The organism is Streptomyces sp. NBC_01089 (assembly GCF_045162975.1).
Classification (GTDB): Bacteria; Actinomycetota; Actinomycetes; order Streptomycetales; family Streptomycetaceae; genus Streptomyces.
Genome location: NZ_CP108660.1, coordinates 296,279 through 314,445, shown reverse-complemented (window position 1 = coordinate 314,445; position 18,167 = coordinate 296,279). Strand labels below are relative to the sequence as shown.

The window sequence follows — 18,167 nt, the reverse complement described above, 5'->3', positions numbered from 1 at the left end:
TACACGTACGGCCTGATGCGTACGGCCTGATGCGCCCTGCCGCGGAGGTTGATGCGCAGAGCCCGGGGCGGGGGCCCGGGCCCGTCAGGCCGGGCGTACCGCCAGTTTCTCCAGCGCCTCCAGCAGTGCGGGCAGGGACGGGCCCCGGCCGATCGGCACCACATCGCCCGGCTGGTCGTCGAGGAGCACGAAGGCCATGTCGTCGGTCCTGGCGACGAGCGACCAGCCGGGGCCGTCGGCCCGCAGCGTACGGGCGCCGTCCGGCGCGAAGGCCGACCGTATGCGCCCGAGCGGTGGCGGTGCGTCGAGATAGCCCCGTAGCTCGTCGATGACCCGCCGGGCGGGGCCGGGTCGGCCCTGCCCGGCCCCGGCGGGCTCGGCGAGGACGGCGGGTTCGCCGCCTCCGCCCGCCTCTCCGGTCTCCTCGGGTGCTGCCGGTGCTGCGAGCGGTCCTGGTTCGCCGGATTCCTGCGGGCTCACGGGTACGAAGTTCTTGTCGTCACCGATCTGCTCGCGCCACTGCGCCCACTGCAGCGCGATCTCGTCGGCGCCCAGCCGCCGCTGCGCCGGCCCCCAGGCGTCCGACGGAGGCGGCGAGAGCGGCTCGGGAACGCCGGCGGGGAGCCCTTCGGGATCGTGCGGCGCGGGCACGCCGGGCGCGGCGACAGCGACGTCCAGCGGCCACCCCGGGAGCGAGGCGACGATCGACCGGTCGTCGGGCGACAGGTCGTACTCCATGCCGCAGTCCCAGGAGGCGATGGCCACGGCGACCAGCGACACATCGTCGATCACCACGGTCCACCGCGCACCCGCGCCGTCCTGCCCCAGGACCACGCCGTAACCGTCGGGGCGCGGACCCAGCCCGAGCGTGCGGCACGCCGAGGGGAAGTCGTCGCCGAGAACGCTCGGGAACTGCGCTGGGGTCAGCAATACCGCAGTCAGGACATAGAGCGAGTCGTCGTCGGTATCGTCCGTCCCCGTCACAGGAGCCTCCTCTTGATCAGTCGTCGGCGCACCTTAACCAGTCGGTAACGCCAGCGTCGAGTGGTCGATCGGAGGCATTGGCTCCGCTTGTGGTGAGCCGGTGGATCACTGGTGGCGGGGGTGGTCGCGGCCGGTGACGGGGCTGTTGACGGGGGCTGTCCTCAGTCCTGGCGCACGGCCAGCGCGAGGAAGCGGCCGGGTTCATCCGTGTACGAGGTCAGGCGCCAGCCGGCGGCGGCGAGCAGCGGGCGCAGCCGCCCCTCGCCGCGCAGGTCGTCGTCGGTGAGCCTGCGCCCCTGCCGGGCCGCCAGCGCGGCCCGGCCGATCGGATGGAACAGCGCCAGGAGACCGCCGGGCTTCACGACGCGGGCCAACTCCCGCGCCCCCTCGTCGGGCCGGGGCAGATGGGCGATCAGCCCCGCGGCGAACACCCCGTCCAGTGACTGCGACAGAACCGGCAGCCGGGCGGCGTCGGCGAGCACCAGCTGGGCGTCCCGGTGACGTCCCGCCCGTACGGCCGCCGCCAGCATCTCGGGCGTGAGGTCGGCCCCGACGACGAAGCCCGCGGCCCCGACCGCCTCGCGCAGCGCGGGCAGGGCCCTTCCGGTGCCGCAGCCGGCGTCGAGCACGGCGTCGCCGGGGCGCAGCCCCATGTCCGCGACGGCGGCGGCATAGGCGGGGCCGTCGTCCGGGAACCGGGCATCCCAGCCGGCGGCCCGGGCGCCGAAGAACTCCTGGACGTGTGTGTGGTCATCGGTCATGAGGAGATGATCCCCCCGGTGGTGCCGGACGCCGGTGCCGGGCCCCGCGACCGCCCCTGTCTTCCCCGTCCCTCTGTCGCCCCGCATCGAATACCATGAGTAACAGTGAATGGGGGCATATCGGCCCATCGAGTACATCCTGATCGGTCGACCGGGGCGGGATGCCTCCGGAAACGGAGGAGGACCAGAGATGGCTACGAGCCATACCGTGCGCGCTCCCCGGACCCGCTTCGTCCTGGACGAACATCTGCCGGTCGACCACAAACTGAGCCGCGTCTACCGGTTCGGCGCCGGTCTGATGGGCCTCGCCCTGGTGGTCTTCGGGATACTCGGCGTGATCGACAAGATCGGGTTCTTCAGCACCGGCGGAGACATGGTCGCCGGACTGAACACCAACGGCGCGCTGAGCGTCCTGTCGATCGTGATCGGCATGATCCTGCTGGCGGGCTCCGTCATCGGCGGGAACATCGCGTCGACGCTCAACATGGTCATCGGCGTGGCCTTCATCATCAGCGGCTTCGTCAACCTCGCCCTGATCGGCACCAGCTCCAACTTCCTGGCATTTCACATGCAGAACGTCCTGTTCAGCTTTGTGGTCGGACTTCTGCTGATGACCTTCGGGATGTACGGCAGAGTGTCCGGCGGCCTGCCGCACGACAATCCGTACTGGCGCGCACGGCAGGAGAGGCGTGAGCGGCGCACACGGCAGGCAGCCGCGCGCTGACGGGCCCGCGAGCCACACGTGACACGCCCTGCCGGTGGATGTACCCGCCTGGCCGTGGGTGGACATGCCTGCCCGGCGGGTGGACATGTGTGCCCGGCGGGTGTCAGCCGCCGGTGGCGTTGAGGCCGGCCAGCTGCCTGGCCAGCGTCTCCGTCGACTGGAACGTGGCGCCCAGCAGCGCGACATGCTTCCAGTGGAGCGTCCCGTCGGGGGCGATGAGGAACACGGCGCGGCGCAGGCCGATCCCCGGGGCGGCGATGCCCAGGGCGCGTGCCACGGACCGGTCGGTGTCGGCGAGCAGCGGCATACGGAGGCCGTACTTCCTGGCGAACTCCTCGTGGCTGTCCACGCTCTGCGGACTGATCGCCCAGACCTCGGCGTCGCAGTCGGTGAACGTCTCCAGACCGCTGGAGTACGAACAGAGCTGCTTGGTGCAGACGCTGGTGTCGTCGCCGGGATAGAAGGCGAGGACCAGCGGATGCCCGCGCCGCTCACTCAGTACGAAATCCCGTCGCTCGAAGACGTCGTTGCTCAGGACTCCGCCGGGGAGCGAGAAGTCCGCAACGGCTTGGCCGGGCGTGGGCGTTGATGCCATCAGTTCACTCCAGGAGAAGTACGGGTACCGCCGAGTATGCCGACCCGGGCGGTGCGGGGACACCGCGGGTGCGGGTGCGGGTGCGGGTGCGGGTGCGGGCGCCGGTTCCGGTGCCAGTGCCGGTGGGACGCCCGCGAGGTGGGTCATTCCGCCGTGACGACGACCGAGTGCCAGCCGCTCGCACCGTTCGGGATCGTGTCGGTGCGTTTCGACGTCTGTGTCGTGCCGGTCCGGTCGGTCGCCCGGACGGTCAGGGTGTGGCTGCCCGACGCGGTGGGCTTCCAGGGGAAGGACCACTGGCGCCAGGTGTCCGTGGTGGCCTGTGACGCGAGGTGGGCGCTGTTCCACGGCCCGTCGTCGACACGGACCTCGACCCGCTCCACACCGCGGTGCTGGGCCCAGGCCACCCCGGCGATCATCACGGTGTTCCCGGTCTTCGGGCGGGCGAACGGCTTGGGCGTATCGATGCGCGACTCGGTCTTGATGGGGCCGAGCCTGGACCAGTCCCGCTTCACCCAGTACGGGTCGTAGTCGTCGAACGTGGTGAGCTCGATGTCCTGGATCCACTTGCAGGCCGACACATATCCGTACAGCCCCGGGACGAGCATCCGCACCGGGAAGCCGTGCTCGAACGGCAGCGGTCGGCCGTTCATGCCGACCACGAGCATCGCGTCACGGCCGTCCATGACGTCCTCGACGGGGCTCCCGATCGTCATGCCGTCCACCGAGCGCGCCACCAGCTGGTCGGCGGGGCCGCCCTTGGACGGCGGCTTCACACCGGCCTCCTCGAGCAGATCGGCCAGGCGTACGCCGATCCAGCGGGCAGTGCCGACGTACGGTCCTCCGACCTCGTTCGACACACAGGTCAGAGTGATGGTCCGCTCGATCAGATCCCGGTGCAGCAGGTTCTTGAAGTCCACGGTGAGGGGGCGGGTGACGCCCTTGCCGTGGATGCTCAGCTGCCAGCTGTTGGCATCGACCTTGGGGACGACGAGGGCGGTGTCCACCCGGTAGAAGTCCCCGTTGGGCGTGACGAACGGGCTCGCGCCGGGGACCCGCAGCTGGGCGCCCTTGGGAATGGGGGCGGCGGGGGAGGCGGGCCTGGGCAGCGTGACGGCGTTGCGGGATGCCACGGCGTTGCCCCCGCTGGCGTTGTTGAGCGATCTGCCCAGTGCTCCGGCGCCCGTGGACACAGCGGCGGCTGCGGTCGCGGCGATGACGAAGCCGCGTCGGTCCCAGCCTCGCTCGCCCTCCGGTTCCGTCCTCTCGTGGACGGACCCGGCGGGGCTCGGATGTGCGGTAGCGGTCTCGGCGGTGGGGGTGAGACGTCCGACCAGCCAGTACAGCAGGCATGCCGCGACGACGGCGCCGACGATGGACGGCAGGGCATCGGGGAAACCGGTGGTGTCGGGGCGGCTGGTCGCCGCCACGCTGCCGATGACACCGAAGACCAGGACTCCTGCCGCGCCGATCCGCCGGTGGCGCAGCGCCAGTGTGCCGAGCGCGGCGGCGAGGAGGGTGAGGACGGCGAGGATGCCGAGCTGGAGTACCAGCTTGTCGTTGGTGCCGAAGTGCCGGATCGCCCAGTCCTTGAGCGCCGGGGGAGTGCGGTCGATGGCTGCGGAACCCACTGCCACGACCGGTCCCGACTCGGGGCGGACGGCGGCCGAGACCAGTTCGGCGACCGCCAGAGCCGCATAACCTGAGAGCAGCCCGCACAGCGCCGCCAGCGGCATGCGGATCCATTTGCTGGGATTTTTGGTCACGGTCTGTTCTTCGGAACCGACCGGCCGCCGGATTGGTCGGGGCGACGGCCGGGCATCGCTGCGGCATTCGGCTGACCTGCGGCACCCGCGACCAATCCCGGGCTCTCCCGCCACCGAATGAAGGGCGAATGGTTGCCGGCTCCCCGCCGGTCCGGAGACCGGGAGGGTGCGGTGCCAGTGGATGACGCGCATACGGCGATCGGTGCTTATGCGCTGCACGCACTCGCCGACGACGAACGGGTGATGTTCCTGGCGCACTGCGCGCAGTGCCCGGCGTGTTCACAGGAGTCGGACGAGCTGGCCGCGACCGCGGCGAGGCTCGGCAGCGCGCTGCGTACCGGTGTGCCCGCCGGGCTGAAGGAGCGGGTGCTGAACGATATCGCGGGTGTACGGCAGGAGGCGCCCGGACGCTTCACCGCAGGTCTGGCGCGCTGGCGTGCCAGGGTCCGCAGGCCGGGCGCCTGCTAATCCGCCACCGAGGCGAGTGCGATGACCTTCTCGATCCGCACCCGCACAAGCATTTCGCCCGGTACGCCGTTGCGCTCGGCGAATTCCGCCGCGCGACCCTCGCCCATGTACCGGGCGCCGATCCGGCCCGCCCAGTGCCCTACCTCGGCCAGATCGTCGCTCAGCGTCGCGTGCCCCTGGAGCACGACGAACGCGAACGGCGGGCGGTCGTCGTCCACGCACAGGGCCACGCGTCCGTCGCGAGCCAGATTCCGGCCCTTGACGGTGGTCCTGCCCGTGTTGAACACCAGATCCTGGCCGTCCAGGACGAACCAGATCGGGGCGACGTGCGGGCTCCCGTCGGCGCGTACGGTCGAGAGCTTGCCGGTACGAGTGGAGTGCGAGACGAATGCCCGCCACTGTTCTTCGGTCATCTGCTGGGCCATGCCCACATCATCAGCCGTGCACGGCCACGTCGCGATCCGAAGGCCAACCTGAGCCGAGTCCGAATTCGAACTCGAGCCGCCCGTGAGGCCGCACCCGAACCCGAGCCGAACCTGAGCCGAATCCGAACCGAACCGGTCCGGAACGCGTCTCCTTGCCCGGAGCGCGGCTGTGGTGAAGGCTGGCCGCAGTTCGCGGGACCGGGGAACGGAATCAAGGGGGAGGGCCGGGACATGGCGCTGAGCAAGGGACTCGACTGGCTGCTGGACGACCTGACGGACCGGGTGGAGCACGTCAGGTACGCGATGGTGCTGTCCAACGACGGGCTGGTCACCGGGGTGAGCAAGGAACTGGCGCGGGAGGACGCGGAGCATCTGGCCGCGGTCGCCTCCGGGCTGCACAGCCTCGCCAAAGGGTCGGGACGGCACTTCCGCGCGGGCGGTGTCCGCCAGACGATGGTCGAGTTCGACGAGGGAATCCTGTTCGTCACCGCGGCGGGGGAGGGCAGCTGTCTCGCCGTACTGGGCACGGCCGAGGCGGACATCGGGCAGATAGCGTACGAGATGACCCTGCTCGTCAACCGGGTCGGTGAACACCTGGCAGTCGCCGCCAGACAGCCCGACGACCCCACGTCCGCGACGTGGTGACACCTTCCGTCCACGACCTGGTGGCAACTTCGCCGACAGCCTGATGGCGCCTCGCTGACCTGCGCCGTCCGTCCGGCCCATGGAGTTATCCACAGGGCGGCCCGGCGCTGAGTCTCTCCCGGCTACTCTGATTACAGAGAGTATTTGTTCGTCACGGGGGAGGATGTCATGGCTGTTACCGAAGCAGATCGCGGACGCGGGACCGCCGCGGCGGGAGACGCCGGGAGGGCGCTGACTTTTGGCCGGGCCGCTCAGGAACTTGACCTGAAGCGGGGGGAGTTCGAGCTGGCCGTGCAGCTCGGCCTGGTCAGGGTCACGGCGGATGCGGTCGATGCCCGGCGCCGGATCGCCAGGGAGGAGATCGACCGGCTGAGGGCCGCAGAGGGGTTTCCGGACGCCTTGCGGGGGCGGGTGAGGACGGTGGGGACGGCCGCGGCGGCCGAGCTCATCGGCATCAGCCAGGCCCGGTTCACCAGGCTGGCGCGGGCCGGCTGCTTCACGCCCGTCTCGTTCCATCTGAACCGCTACCGCGCCGTGGTCTGGATGTATCTCGCCGCGGAGGTCGAGAAGTTCGCGGAGGACCAGCCCGCGCTGCTCACGGGCCGCACCCCGGAACCGCTGCGCGGCAGGCTGGGCGCGGGAGAGGACTGGCGTGCGCGGAACTGGCGGGGGCGCAGGCAGGCGCTGTTGCTGCGGCGGGCGGACGGGGCCTGGGCCCGCGCCGCCGTGCTGGCCGGCGCACTCGATCCGGTGCAGTTCGCGGAGGTGGTGGACGATCCGTACGAGCGCGCGTATCTGAACAGGCTCCGGCCGGATCCGGTGGCGGTGCGCCCGGACTCCCCGGCGGCGCGGGAGGTGGTGGAGCGGCTGCTGGCGCCGGATGATCCCGACGAGATCCTCTGGTGCAGGACGAGTCTGATTCTGGCGCTGGAGGAGGCCCGCGCGAGTCAGGAGGCCCCGCGCCCCGGCGATGACGCCCGCCCGGCTGCGGCCGTCGCTGCGGGGGCTCGGCCGGTGGCCGGGGTGGCGAGTGGGGCGGCGGCTGGGGTGGCTCGGCCGGAAGGGGGCGGCAGGGCTTGGGCGTTGCTGGCGAAGTGGCGCCGCCGGGAACCAGGCCGGAGCTCGGGCCCGGCCGACGGTCACCCTGCGGACTGACAACCGATGGTTGACGGCCAGGAGGCTGTCAACCTAGGGTTGTCACATGGAGAATTCAGTCCCCCAGGCTCATCCGGTCCGGCTGGACGACCTGATCGAAGCCATCAAAAAAGGCCACTCCGACACTCTGGAACAACTGACCGACGCGGTCCTCGCCGCCGACCATCTGGGAGAGGTGGCCGACCATCTGATCGGCCACTTCGTCGACCAGGCGCGGCGATCGGGCGCGTCCTGGACCGACATCGGCAAGAGCATGGGCGTGACCCGGCAGGCAGCGCAGAAGCGCTTCGTCCCCAAGGGGGCCGGTGAAGCCGTGACTCTCGACCCCAGTCAGGGGTTCGCCCGGTTCACGCTACGGGCGAAGAGCGTCGTGACGGCCGCGCAGGACGAGGCCCGCGCGGCGGGCAACGCCGAGATCGGAGTCGGGCACCTGGCGCTCGGGCTTCTGACCGAGCCCGACGCGGTGGCCGCGCAGTCGCTCATCGCGCAGGACGCCCCACTGGACGCCGTGCGGGGAGCGGTCACGGCCGCACTGCCGCCCGCGGCGGAGACGGTGCCCGAGCTGATCCCGTACGACGCCGCCGCGCGCAAGGTGCTGGAGCTGACCTACCGGGAGGCACTACGACTGGGCCACAACTACATCGGCACCGAGCACATCCTGCTCGCGCTGCTGGAGTTCGAGGACGGCGCGGGGCCCCTGCACGGGCTCCACGTCACCAAGGCGGCCACCGAGTCCTACGTGGAACGGGTGCTGGCGCACATCAGGGCCGGCCGGGGGCAGGGCTGACCCCGGCCGGGGCAGGCGTGCGGCGGGGGAGACGGTGGTGAAGTCCCGCCGCCCGAGGGGTTCGTGGTCCTGTCCTCGGTACCGCAGTCACCGGCTGCGGTACTGATCACACCTCCTACCGGATACGGTTCTGGTGTGATCAATGGGGACGATATGACACCGGGAACCGCGCTGCTGCTCGCGGCCGCACCGGAGGGCAAGGGCCGTTTGACCGACGCGACCTCCGTGCTGGCGACGCTCGCGGCGGTGCCCCCGAGCGCGCTCACCGGCACCACGGTCGCGACCGTTGTCGAACTCGCGGACCCCATGGACCCGCAGACGGTCCTGACGCGGCTGCGCGCCGTCTCGGCGGCTCCCGGGCCGCTCTATGTGTACATCGCGGGCCAGTTGCAACTCGACCGTAAACAGCGGCTGGTTCATCTGGCTCTGGCCCGTACCACGGCGACCACCGTGCGCTACAGCGGCCTGCCGTGGCACTGGCTCGCGACCGAACTCGCCGTACGGCCTCCCGGCACGACGACCGTGGTCGTCGACCTGGTCGCCGATGCCGCGGTCTGGGAGCAGCTGGTACGCGGGGGCCTCGGGCCCGGGGTGCGGCTCTACGGGCGGGTCGCCCCGCCCCCCGGTCGCCGCGCCACGCTCGGGCCCAGCTATCTCAAGGCCATGGCCGAGATCTGGCGTACCGGAGCGAGGCCGCCGATGGCACAGCTCCATGAACTGGCCGCGGCCCAGGGTGGATCCGACGGCGCGCTGCTGTTCGCTGCCGACGAGGGCGCGTACGAGGATGCGAACGGAGGCGTGAACGGGGGACTGGGCCGGGGCGCAGGCTGGGATGTGGCCGGGGGTGGCGGGGGTGCTGCGGCAGCCCCGGTCCCCGGGCTCGCGACGCAGCACGAACGGGTCTCCGCCCCGCGGCCGTTCAGCCCGAACGCCGACCCGCCCCCGCAGGACCTCAGCCGGTCCGCTGCCCCTGCTTCTGCCCCGGCCTCCATCCCCGCACCTGACCCGGCACCGGCACCCGCACCCGCACCTGACCCGGCACCGGCACCCGCACCCGCACCCGGGTCGGCAACTGCACCCGCCCCGGGACCCGCGCCCGCGCCGGCACCTGCACTTGACCCGGCTCGCGCACCCGCACCTGCACTTGACCCGGCACCGGCACCGGCACCGGCACCGGCACCCGCCTCCAGCGCGGCCCCGCCATCCGCCCCCGTTCGGGCTCCCCTCCCCGACTCCTCCGCAGCAGTGGCCCAGGTCTCCATGCCGGCCCCGCCGGTCCACGATCCGCACCCCGCGATTCTCTCCGCGGCGCGTGCCGGGCGTCATACCGAGGCGGCTGCCGCTGCCGCCGCCTGGGAGAGCGAGGCGATGCGCTCGTACGGGCCCGGTTCGGCACAGGCCCTCCACTGGCTCGAAGTGCGGGCCGACCTGGCCCACCTGGCCGGGGACGCGGGACGCAGCTGCGAACTGTGGCTGATGGCAGCGGGTGCGCGCCTGCAGAGCGGCCAGCCCGAGGACGACGCCGAGGTCGAGGCCGCGGTGGACCGGGCGCACCACGAGTGGGGCCAGATACCCGACCCGGCACGGGTCCGTACGCTCGCCCCGGATCTGGTCGGGCTGCGCCGCCGGGTGCCCGGACGCCAGCGCGGGGCACTCCAGTTGCTGCAACAACGCCTGGAGCAGCTGGAGATCCGCATCCCCGGCGCGACACAACAGGCGTAGCCAACCGCCGACAGCGGCAGCGTGAGTCAGGGCCAGGCCCGGGACGGGCATGTCCGGCTCCGCGGGAACATCCCCGATACAAACGCGTACATGGACATTCCCCCTCAGGGCGCCGACCGGACCGTCGGCGCCCTGATCAGTGATGTAACAAACCGGTCACCGGGATTGATGAAGTCTTTGCCTGTGGCTTGATCTAGTCGTTCTGCTGGTCGGGCGCGGAGTGACGAGGCGTGCATGGCAGGGGTTCTTCCCGCGGGGCGCCCCGGCGCCGGGAACCCGGGACGGCTGAAATGCCTGGGTAGGTGAGGGCCGTTGTGTTAACCGTGCGTTGACTGCATGCAGTCGTGTGACTCACGCTCGTCACATAGGTGCTGATTACAACTGATCCGGTCCGGCAGCCGGTTCGCCCCCGTATATCCGCTGATCAACGCGGGGGCGAGAGGCTCCGGCCGCGGTCGGAAGCAGGAGGAATCACATGTGTGGGATCACCGGCTGGGTCTCTTTCGACCGTGATCTGCGGGCCGAGTCCGAGACATTGGATGCAATGACCGAGACGATGGCCTGCCGGGGCCCGGACGACCGCGGCACCTGGATCAACGGTCCCGCGGGGCTCGGACACCGACGCCTGGCCATCATCGACCTCCCCGGCGGACGCCAGCCGATGACCGTCGGAACCGACCAGGGCGACGTGGCCATCGTCTACTCGGGCGAGGCGTACAACTTCACCGAGCTCCGCCGCGAACTGACCGGCCGCGGACACCGCTTCGTCACCGAATCCGACACGGAGGTCGTGCTGCACGGCTATCTGGAGTGGGGTGAAGGGGTGGCCGAGCGGCTCAACGGCATGTACGCCTTCGCCATCTGGGACAGCCGCCACCAGAAGCTCGTGATGATCCGTGACCGGATGGGCATCAAGCCCTTCTACTACTACCCGACCGCGGACGGTGTGCTGTTCGGGTCCGAACCCAAGGCCATCCTCGCGAACCCGCTGGCCAGGGCGAAGGTCGGTCTCGGCGGGATGCGTGAGCTGTTCGCCATGGTCAAGTCACCCGGCCACGCGTTCTGGGAGGGCATGCACGAGGTCGAGCCCGGCACGGTCGTGACCGTCGACCACGGCGGGCTGCGCCGGCATGTGTACTGGTCGCTGGAGACCAAGCCGCACACCGACGACAAGGAAACCTCGATCGCCAAGGTGCGTACGCTCCTGGATGACATCGTCCGCAGGCAGCTCGTCTCCGACGTGCCGCGCTGCACCCTCCTCTCCGGCGGCCTCGACTCCTCCGCGATGACCGCGATAGCCGCCCGCCAGCTCGCCGAGACCGGCGAGACGGTCCGCAGCTTCGCCGTCGATTTCGTGGGACAGGCGGAGAACTTCGTCGCCGATGAACTGCGCGGTACGCCCGACACCCCGTTCGTCCACGATGTCGCCCAGGCATCCGGCACCGAGCACCGCGACATCGTCCTCGACTCGCACGCGCTGGCCGACCCCGACGTGCGCGCCCGGATGATCACCGCCCGTGACATGCCCATGGGCTTCGGCGACATGGACGCCTCCCTGTTCCTGCTCTTCAAGGCCATCCGGGAGCAGTCGACGGTCGCGCTCTCGGGGGAGTCGGCCGACGAAGTCTTCGGCGGATACCTCCAGTTCTTCGACGAGGGGGCCAGGAACGCCGAGATGTTCCCCTGGCTGGTGCGCTTCTCGGAGCACTTCGGGGACGACTCCGACGTACTGCGCTCGGACCTGAGCGCCAAGCTGGACCTGCCCGGTTACATCCGGGACAGCTACCAGGGGGCCGTCGCCGGCATCCAACGTCTCAGCGGCGAGAGCGACTTCGAGTACCGGATGCGCAAGATCTGCTACCTGCACCTCACCCGGTTCGTGCGGGTGCTGCTCGACCGGAAGGACCGGGCGAGCATGGCGGTCGGGCTGGAGGTCCGGGTGCCGTTCTGCGACCACCGGCTGGTCGAGTACGTGTACAACACACCCTGGTCGCTGAAGTCCTTCGACGGCAGGGAGAAGAGCCTGCTGCGGGAGGCGACGGCCGATGTGCTGCCGAAGTCGGTCTACGACCGGGTGAAGAGCCCGTACCCCTCCACCCAGGACCCCAAGTACGCCATCGCCCTCCAGGAGCACGCCAAGGACCTGCTGACCAAGCCCTCCCACCCGGTCTTCGACCTGGTCGACGCGGACCGGGTGCGGCGCGCGGCCCAGCGCGACGTCCCGCAGATCACCCAGGCGTCCCGGCGCGGCCTGGAGCGCACGCTCGACCTGGCGCTCTGGCTGGACCTCTACAAGCCGGAGCTGACGTTCTCCTGAGCCGCGCTTCCGGCGCTTGGGGTGCTTCCGGCACTACTTGCGGGGCCGGCGCTCCTGTGGCGCTTCCGAGGCGCCGTTGAGCCAGGGCGGGTGGTCGCAGCACTGCGACCACCCGCCCCCGCGTGTGTCACGGCCGCCGTTCTCCCCTCGCTGTGCGAGCGCGTGCGGGCGACGACAAGAAAGTCCAGGTCAGTGCGGTGTCGCCGCTGCGCGTTGCGGATTCACCCGGATGGGGTGACCCTGGTGGAAGTCATAGTGTGTCCATCCGATTACTTTCGGTGTCCTCGGGGCTGTCATGTCAGACGAGGTGAGGCCGGTGCACCGCCGCCCACCCTGATGAGGAGACGCAGTCGTGATCACTGAAACATTCCGCGAATACGTACTGGACCTGGAAGCAACACCCGACAGGGTGCCGCAGGTCCGGCGTATCGTCGCAGCGCATCTTCGCCACTGGAGGCTCGAAGAGCTGATCCAGCCGGTCAGTCTGGGCGTGTGCGAACTGCTGACCAATGTCCATCGGCACGCCGGCGAGGACAAACGCTGCACCCTGGAACTGCGCTGGACCGGCCGCCATCTGACCGCGGCCGTACTGGACGCCAGCCCGCGGCTGCCGCAGCTGCGCTGTGCCAGCCCGCTGGTCACCCACGGACGCGGTCTGCCGATGGTCTCCAGTCTCAGCGACAGCTGGGGCACGCATGCCATCGAGGGCGGCAAGGTCGTCTGGTTCACGATCCGCGCCCAGGCCGCCACCGGCAGCCCGCTCGAACCCCGCAAGCCGCTCCCGGCCGTCTCGACGGCGGCCCGCAGTCTCGTCGTCGCGGAGCCGTCGGGGCTGCCCCAAGGACGTGCCGAGGACGCCCGGTTCGCGGAACTCGTGGACGCGGGCTCCTGACACCACCATGGTCCTGTCGCGCCGCCCGGCGCCGCAGGACGGCACCGGTTCCACCGTGCCCTGCGCCGGCGATCAGGCCGCGCAGGGCACGCGTGGTGTCCGAGAACGGGAGCGCCATGGCCCCTCGCGATGGGGCCAGTTGTCCCGCCTGCTGAGGCCGGGCAGGGCCGTCGGCCCCGGGGGGCGGTGAACGTTCGGACAGTCAGTCCCGCAGCAGTCCCGCCACCGCACGGCCGAAGAGCAGCCGCCCCGACCACGCGGTGAGTCCGTCGAAAACCCCCGGGAGCCTCGCGACCCGCAGTTCCTCGTGCCACACGACGCGACAGCCGCGGCCCTCCGGCCGTACCTCGATCCCGGCCCGGCCCAGCACCACCCGGCCGCGCTTCTCCAGATCGCAGAAGCCCGGGCGCCCCGGCAGCGGCGGATCCCAGCGGACGACTTCCATCGGATCGTCGAACCCCGCGGGGCCGACCCCGGTGTGTGCGACGAACACGGTCCCCACCCTGTTCGGGCCGGGGGTCACCACACTGATGCGGGTCAGCGGGACAAGGGCGGCGTGCAGCTCCCACCGGGTGAGCCGGCGCCAGGCTTCCTCCGGTGGCAGCGCGCTGTGGCGCTCGACGCGGAACTCAGCCATGGGCGCGGACATCCGGACGGCTACGGGCGGGCTCGGTGCGGACCATGTGCGGAAGGCTCCCTGGTCGTCCGTCCGGTGGGACGGTGTTGTCGGCCGGCGGGCCGGTCTTCGCTCCGGCCGGCCCGTTCCAGCGTAGGCGTCCGTACGGAGCACCCGAGCCCCCGGCACACAGCAGAAGGACGGCAGTCCGCAGAGGGCGGCACACAGCAGGACGGCCCTCAGCAGAGGACGGCAGTCGGCAGAGGGCGGTGTGTCTCCACGGGGGAGACACACCGCCCTCTGCCGGGCCGGGCCGGCCGCGCCCCAGCCGCGTCCGGAACGCGCCGGGCCCGCGGCTTCAGTGCCCGGTGCCCTCCGTGTCCCCACGCTCCTTCGCGGCGTGGCCGTCGTCGTACTGGATCTGCTCCTTGCGGACCTCGGCGGAGACTTCCTTCTGCTCGGTGACCTTCTCGGTCTCCATCCGTACCCGCTCGACGGCCACGGCCTCCTTGCTGACCACGGGCTCCTCGGCGTGCAGGATCACCTCCGACTCGGCCTCGCCGATCCGGGCGCGGCCCGCGCTGGTGCGGTCGCCCTCCTTGATGGGCTCGCGTACGACGTGGACCTCTTCGTGACTGACCGGGACCGTGGTCGTCACGTTCTCGGTGACCACCACCTTGCGCAGCCGTGCACGGCCCGAGACATGCTCCTCGGTGCCGACCCGCAGCTGCTCCTCGGAGCGGATCAGCTCCTCGTTCTCGGCCATCGACGCACGCGAACCCACGCCCGCAGGGACGCCCCTGGCACCGGCGGCGGTGTCAGCGGGGGCGTTGGTCCCGCCGTACATGCCGCCCTGTGCGTCACGGCTGCCCGTACCGGCCTGGCCTGTCGTCGTGCGCCGGGTGCCCGCGGTGTCCGCGGCCTCACCGTGCATCGGCCCCGCCGCCTTCTTGTTCGCGGCCCCGGCAGCGCCCGCAGCCCCCGCGGCTCCCGCCGCGCCCGCCGCCTCAGGGGCCCCGGCGGACTGTCCCGGGTGGGTGAGGCCGTAGTGCTGGTACAGCTCCTGCTCCTGGGCGAGATCAAGGTGCTGTTCGGCGTCGAGCCGCGGGGCGTCCTTGACGAGCTCCTTGGCGTGGGGGATGTGCAGGGCGTTCTCCTCACGCCGGGCACCTTCGAGCGGGATGAAGGTTTCCTTGGTGCCGAACAGGCCGGTCTTCACGGTCGCCCACTCGGGGCGGCCACTCTGGTCGTCGAGGTAGACCTGCTCGACGCCGCCGATCTTGTCCCCGGTGATGTCGTAGACCATCAAACCGGTCAGCTCATCGGGGCTGCGGAAGTCGGCTGCCATCTGTGATCACTCCCTTTTACGTGGTCCGGCAGAGGCTCGGACGGCCACCGCCCGCGGATTGCACGCGTTCTTCCATCGGGTGCTCCTTGCCGCCTCCCGGCAACACGAATGGACGGTGCCGACTGCCGGAAAGCCTGGACAGGGCGGTGGGCACGCCCTGACGCCGGGTTCGTGAAGACAGCCACCCATTACGCCGAACGGGTGAACCTGGAGGGTGCGCCCCGGCCCCCTGGACCCCTCATCGCACCGGCCGGTTCCGCCGGGTGCCGTTGTGCGGGGCGGTGATTGCGGCGAGCATGGTTCCGGAGGTCGATCTTGCTGAAGACACGCGCCGCCAGGCTGTCCGCCGTGGCCGTGCTGCCCCTGCTGGCGGCCGCCGCGGGAGCCGTCGACGCGCTGGCCTTCATCGCCCTCGGCCATGTCTTCGCCGGAGTGATGACCGGCAATCTGATCCTGCTGGCCATCGGGCTCGGCAGCGGATCACCGGGCGACGCCGTGTATCCGCTGGTCGCGCTCAGCGGGTTCGGGGCCGCCGTGCTCGTCGCGGGCCGCTTCTGCCGTACGCGGCCCGGCGGCGGACGGGATGCGGCCACGGCGGACGACGTATCGGGCGCCGACTGGAGCCGGGGAGTGTTCGGCTGTCTCGCGGTCGAAGTCGCCCTCCTCGCCGCGGTAGGGGTGGCATGGGCGGCCGTCGGAGGCCACCCGGACGGCGACGGGCGTGCCGCGTTGATCGCCGTACTGTCCGTGGCGATGGGCCTCCAGACCGCCGCCATGTTCGCCGCCGGTCCCGCCGGCGCGCCGACGACGTACTTCACCGGGACGCTCAGCTCCCTGCTGACCGATCCCTCGGGCGGGCGCCCGGCCGGCAGCAGGCTCGCCGCGCTGCTCGCCGGCGCGGTCGGCGCCGCCGCACTCCGGACCTGGGCACCGGCCTGGGCCGCGCTGCCGCCACCGGTGTGCGCCGCGGGAGCCCTGGCGCTCGCCCTGTCGGCCGGACCCCGCGCGGCGCAGCCGTGACAGGCCGCCCCGCACAACCGGGCACCGGCCCGCCACCGATTCCGAAGTTCCCGTGCCAGGAGGCGCCATGTGCTGGAGTGCGACGGCCGACCTGGTGGCGGGCTCCGGCATCGCGGCGATCGGCGTGGTCTGCCTGGCACAGGTGCGCCGGGCGCGGGATCTGCCCCTGGCCGCACTGCCGTTGCTCCTCGGAACGCATCAGCTCATCGAGGCGGCCGTCTGGCACTCCGGGGGCGGCGCCGGCCCGGCCACCACGGCATGGGCCGTCGTCGCCATGCCCCTGCTGGCCCTCTGGGTGCCCTGCGGCGTACTGCTCGCCGCACCGAACCCGGCGCCCCGCCGTCTGTTGCTGCCTCTCGCGGCCGGAATCGCCACGGCCGCCGTCCTTGCGGTCTGTATCGCTGTCCGTCCGGTCACCGCCGAAGTCCGCGGCCACACCGTCGGATACGTGGTCGACCTGCCGCTTCCCGGGCTCGTCGTCGCCGGATATCTGCTGGCCACGGTCGGAGCCCTGCTGCTCACAACGGACCCGCTGCTGAGGCTCATCGGCGCGCTCGTCGGTGCGGGGGCACTGATCTGCTTCCTGCTCTGGAAGCTGGAGTACGTCTCCACCTGGTGCGCCTTCGCCGCGGTCAGCGCGGTCCTCATGGTCGGCTGGGTCCGCAGGGGCCCGGGAAAGCCCGCCCGTACCCCCGGACTCCGTACCCCCTGAAGCGGCCCCAAGGCCGCGGATCCGGCGTCCGGCACCCGGCCGGGATGCGGACCCGGCCAAGTGCGCACACCCTGGAGTGGAGGGGGAACCGCTGCGAGGAGGACGACTCATGTCCATGATGGACAAGCTGAAGCAGATGATGAAGGGCCACGAAAGCCAGGTCGGGAAGGGGGTCGACAAGGCAGGAGACGCCGTCGACAAGAAGACCGGCGGCAAGTACAAGAGCCAGGTCGACACCGGACAGGACCAGCTCAAGAACCGGTTCGGGGCGAACGGCGACCAGAACGAACCGCCCAAGTCCTGACCGCGCCCCACCTCTCGCCCCACCCATCTCGCTCGCTGCTCACGGCGGCTCCGGCCCCGGGCGGTGAGGTCCGCGGAGCCGGGCCTCACCACCCGGGGCCGCTGTGTGTCCCGGCCGGGAAACAGCCGCCCAGGCGGCCCGTGGGCGGATCAGCCCGCTCAGTCGGCGAGTTCGCCCTTGATGGACGAGACACTCAGCACGCCCTCGAACTCGGAGAGTTCCGCCACCAGCTGATGGACGCTGCCCGTCCCCTCGATGTCCATATGGACGAAGGCCGTCCCCGCCTCGTCATGTCTGAGCTCGGTGTCCTCCGGAGCCTTGCCGTCCGCGCGGTCCACCCGCACCTGAACGACCTGGAACCCCTTGCTCGTTGCCCGCTCCAGGATCCTGGTCAGCACGCTGGTGCCGATCGTGTACGCGAGGTGCAGCCGGGTCTGCTCCGTGGTCGCGATCGACGGGATGCGGCGCGTCACCCAGGAGTATCCGTGGACCACCAGGAAGTGGACCATGGTCGCGCCGATCGCCAGGAGCGGCAGCCCGCCGCCGCACGCCATGCCGATGGCACAGGTGAGCCAGACGGTGGCCGCGGTGGTCAGCCCGCGTACGGCGTCCCGGCGTACGAAGATGAGCCCGCCGCCGATGAATCCGATGCCGGAGACGACCTGGGCGGCCACCCGTGACGGGTCGAAGGAGACGTTGTGCAGCGCGAGGACCGCGTTGAACCCGTGCTGCGACACCTCCATGAACAGCGCGCTGCCCACACCGACCAGAGTGTGGGTGCGCAGTCCGGCGCTCTTCTGCCGGGTGGCCCGTTCGGCGCCGATGAGAGTCGACAGCAGAAGGGCCAGGCCGAGTTCGGCGAACTGACGTGCCCCCTGGCCCGCTCCGGGGTCGAACAGGGGCGTGGCTACAGCGTGCAACAGACC

General features: G+C 71.1%; 19 protein-coding genes. 11 read left to right on the top strand and 8 right to left on the bottom strand.

The features are described 5' to 3' along the window. Positions 1 to 84: 84 nt before the first annotated feature. Positions 85 to 984: a hypothetical protein gene (locus OG510_RS01425; RefSeq protein ID WP_406134787.1), complete on the bottom strand. Its 900-nt coding sequence runs from the start codon at positions 982 to 984 to the stop codon at positions 85 to 87. A 161-nt stretch (positions 985 to 1,145) separates the two neighbouring features. Continuing rightward, on the bottom strand, positions 1,146 to 1,745 hold the full coding sequence (locus OG510_RS01420; protein WP_406134786.1) for a class I SAM-dependent methyltransferase: 600 nt from the start codon (positions 1,743 to 1,745) through the stop codon (positions 1,146 to 1,148). Between the two features lie 190 nt (positions 1,746 to 1,935). Between OG510_RS01420 and OG510_RS01415 the strand changes: the two genes are divergently transcribed. Next, entirely contained in the window at positions 1,936 to 2,469 is a 534-nt protein-coding gene (locus tag OG510_RS01415) for a DUF4383 domain-containing protein (protein WP_406134785.1), read from the top strand. A gap of 103 nt (positions 2,470 to 2,572) precedes the next feature. Here the strand turns inward: OG510_RS01415 and OG510_RS01410 are convergent, their stop codons facing one another. Next, a complete protein-coding gene (locus tag OG510_RS01410) occupies positions 2,573 to 3,064 on the bottom strand; it encodes a peroxiredoxin (RefSeq protein WP_406134784.1) in 492 nt (163 codons plus the stop codon). A gap of 143 nt (positions 3,065 to 3,207) precedes the next feature. Further along, on the bottom strand, positions 3,208 to 4,800 hold the full coding sequence (locus OG510_RS01405; RefSeq protein ID WP_406142269.1) for a molybdopterin-dependent oxidoreductase: 1,593 nt from the start codon (positions 4,798 to 4,800) through the stop codon (positions 3,208 to 3,210). 207 nt (positions 4,801 to 5,007) lie between these two features. On the opposite strand from OG510_RS01405, the gene OG510_RS01400 reads away from it, so the two are divergent. Then, positions 5,008 to 5,298, top strand: coding sequence for a zf-HC2 domain-containing protein (locus OG510_RS01400; protein ID WP_406134783.1), 291 nt, complete (start codon positions 5,008 to 5,010; stop codon positions 5,296 to 5,298). On the opposite strand, the gene OG510_RS01395 is transcribed toward OG510_RS01400, so the two are convergent. Then, entirely contained in the window at positions 5,295 to 5,723 is a 429-nt protein-coding gene (locus OG510_RS01395; RefSeq protein WP_406134782.1) for a PPOX class F420-dependent oxidoreductase, read from the bottom strand. The genes OG510_RS01400 and OG510_RS01395 overlap by 4 nt on opposite strands. Before the next feature lie 231 nt (positions 5,724 to 5,954). Here OG510_RS01395 and OG510_RS01390 point away from each other — a divergent pair, with 231 nt between their 5' ends. From OG510_RS01390 to OG510_RS01365, 6 genes are all read left to right on the top strand, one after another. Then, on the top strand, positions 5,955 to 6,368 hold the full coding sequence (locus OG510_RS01390) for a roadblock/LC7 domain-containing protein (protein WP_406134781.1): 414 nt from the start codon (positions 5,955 to 5,957) through the stop codon (positions 6,366 to 6,368). Positions 6,369 to 6,536: 168 nt separating this feature from the next. Then, positions 6,537 to 7,523: a DUF6397 family protein gene (locus OG510_RS01385; RefSeq protein ID WP_406134780.1), complete on the top strand. Its 987-nt coding sequence runs from the start codon at positions 6,537 to 6,539 to the stop codon at positions 7,521 to 7,523. Between the two features lie 46 nt (positions 7,524 to 7,569). After that, positions 7,570 to 8,310 (top strand): Clp protease N-terminal domain-containing protein, encoded by a 741-nt coding sequence (locus tag OG510_RS01380; protein WP_406134779.1) that lies wholly within the window; start codon positions 7,570 to 7,572, stop codon positions 8,308 to 8,310. A gap of 135 nt (positions 8,311 to 8,445) precedes the next feature. Further along, on the top strand, positions 8,446 to 10,032 hold the full coding sequence (locus OG510_RS01375; RefSeq protein ID WP_406134778.1) for a hypothetical protein: 1,587 nt from the start codon (positions 8,446 to 8,448) through the stop codon (positions 10,030 to 10,032). A gap of 475 nt (positions 10,033 to 10,507) precedes the next feature. Continuing rightward, positions 10,508 to 12,349: an asparagine synthase (glutamine-hydrolyzing) gene (gene asnB / locus OG510_RS01370; protein ID WP_406134777.1), complete on the top strand. Its 1,842-nt coding sequence runs from the start codon at positions 10,508 to 10,510 to the stop codon at positions 12,347 to 12,349. Between the two features lie 352 nt (positions 12,350 to 12,701). Next, positions 12,702 to 13,241, top strand: a complete 540-nt coding sequence (locus tag OG510_RS01365) for an ATP-binding protein (RefSeq protein WP_406134776.1) — start codon at positions 12,702 to 12,704, stop codon at positions 13,239 to 13,241. A 202-nt stretch (positions 13,242 to 13,443) separates the two neighbouring features. Here the strand turns inward: OG510_RS01365 and OG510_RS01360 are convergent, their stop codons facing one another. Further along, positions 13,444 to 13,878 carry an SRPBCC family protein gene (locus tag OG510_RS01360; RefSeq protein ID WP_406134775.1) on the bottom strand — a complete coding sequence of 145 codons (435 nt, stop codon included), beginning with the start codon at positions 13,876 to 13,878 and terminating at the stop codon, positions 13,444 to 13,446. A 337-nt stretch (positions 13,879 to 14,215) separates the two neighbouring features. Then, positions 14,216 to 15,205 carry a PRC and DUF2382 domain-containing protein gene (locus tag OG510_RS01355; protein ID WP_406134774.1) on the bottom strand — a complete coding sequence of 330 codons (990 nt, stop codon included), beginning with the start codon at positions 15,203 to 15,205 and terminating at the stop codon, positions 14,216 to 14,218. Positions 15,206 to 15,520: 315 nt separating this feature from the next. Here OG510_RS01355 and OG510_RS01350 point away from each other — a divergent pair, with 315 nt between their 5' ends. From OG510_RS01350 to OG510_RS01340, 3 genes are all read left to right on the top strand, one after another. Beyond that, the gene (locus tag OG510_RS01350) at positions 15,521 to 16,225 is read left to right on the top strand and encodes a YoaK family protein (RefSeq protein WP_406134773.1); all 705 of its coding nucleotides are present in this window, start codon (positions 15,521 to 15,523) and stop codon (positions 16,223 to 16,225) included. Positions 16,226 to 16,292: 67 nt separating this feature from the next. Then, complete coding sequence (locus OG510_RS01345; protein WP_406134772.1) at positions 16,293 to 16,937, top strand: DUF6629 family protein; 645 nt, start codon at positions 16,293 to 16,295, stop codon at positions 16,935 to 16,937. Positions 16,938 to 17,046: 109 nt separating this feature from the next. Next, entirely contained in the window at positions 17,047 to 17,241 is a 195-nt protein-coding gene (locus OG510_RS01340) for an antitoxin (RefSeq protein WP_406134771.1), read from the top strand. 158 nt (positions 17,242 to 17,399) lie between these two features. On the opposite strand, the gene OG510_RS01335 is transcribed toward OG510_RS01340, so the two are convergent. Further along, positions 17,400 to 18,161 (bottom strand): MgtC/SapB family protein, encoded by a 762-nt coding sequence (locus OG510_RS01335; protein WP_406134770.1) that lies wholly within the window; start codon positions 18,159 to 18,161, stop codon positions 17,400 to 17,402. Positions 18,162 to 18,167 lie beyond the last annotated feature (6 nt).

Bases quoted from the DNA above. Each gene is read 5' to 3' on its own strand.
- OG510_RS01420 (WP_406134786.1), bottom strand. From the start codon at position 1,745: ATGACCGATGACCACACACACGTCCAGGAGTTCTTCGGCGCCCGGGCC.
- OG510_RS01415 (WP_406134785.1), top strand. From the start codon at position 1,936: ATGGCTACGAGCCATACCGTGCGCGCTCCCCGGACCCGCTTCGTCCTG.
- OG510_RS01410 (WP_406134784.1), bottom strand. From the start codon at position 3,064: ATGGCATCAACGCCCACGCCCGGCCAAGCCGTTGCGGACTTCTCGCTC.
- OG510_RS01405 (WP_406142269.1), bottom strand. From the start codon at position 4,800: ATGCCGCTGGCGGCGCTGTGCGGGCTGCTCTCAGGTTATGCGGCTCTG.
- OG510_RS01395 (WP_406134782.1), bottom strand. From the start codon at position 5,723: ATGGCCCAGCAGATGACCGAAGAACAGTGGCGGGCATTCGTCTCGCAC.
- OG510_RS01390 (WP_406134781.1), top strand. From the start codon at position 5,955: ATGGCGCTGAGCAAGGGACTCGACTGGCTGCTGGACGACCTGACGGAC.
- OG510_RS01385 (WP_406134780.1), top strand. From the start codon at position 6,537: ATGGCTGTTACCGAAGCAGATCGCGGACGCGGGACCGCCGCGGCGGGA.
- OG510_RS01380 (WP_406134779.1), top strand. From the start codon at position 7,570: ATGGAGAATTCAGTCCCCCAGGCTCATCCGGTCCGGCTGGACGACCTG.
- asnB (WP_406134777.1), top strand. From the start codon at position 10,508: ATGTGTGGGATCACCGGCTGGGTCTCTTTCGACCGTGATCTGCGGGCC.
- OG510_RS01360 (WP_406134775.1), bottom strand. From the start codon at position 13,878: ATGGCTGAGTTCCGCGTCGAGCGCCACAGCGCGCTGCCACCGGAGGAA.
- OG510_RS01355 (WP_406134774.1), bottom strand. From the start codon at position 15,205: ATGGCAGCCGACTTCCGCAGCCCCGATGAGCTGACCGGTTTGATGGTC.
- OG510_RS01345 (WP_406134772.1), top strand. From the start codon at position 16,293: ATGTGCTGGAGTGCGACGGCCGACCTGGTGGCGGGCTCCGGCATCGCG.
- OG510_RS01340 (WP_406134771.1), top strand. From the start codon at position 17,047: ATGTCCATGATGGACAAGCTGAAGCAGATGATGAAGGGCCACGAAAGC.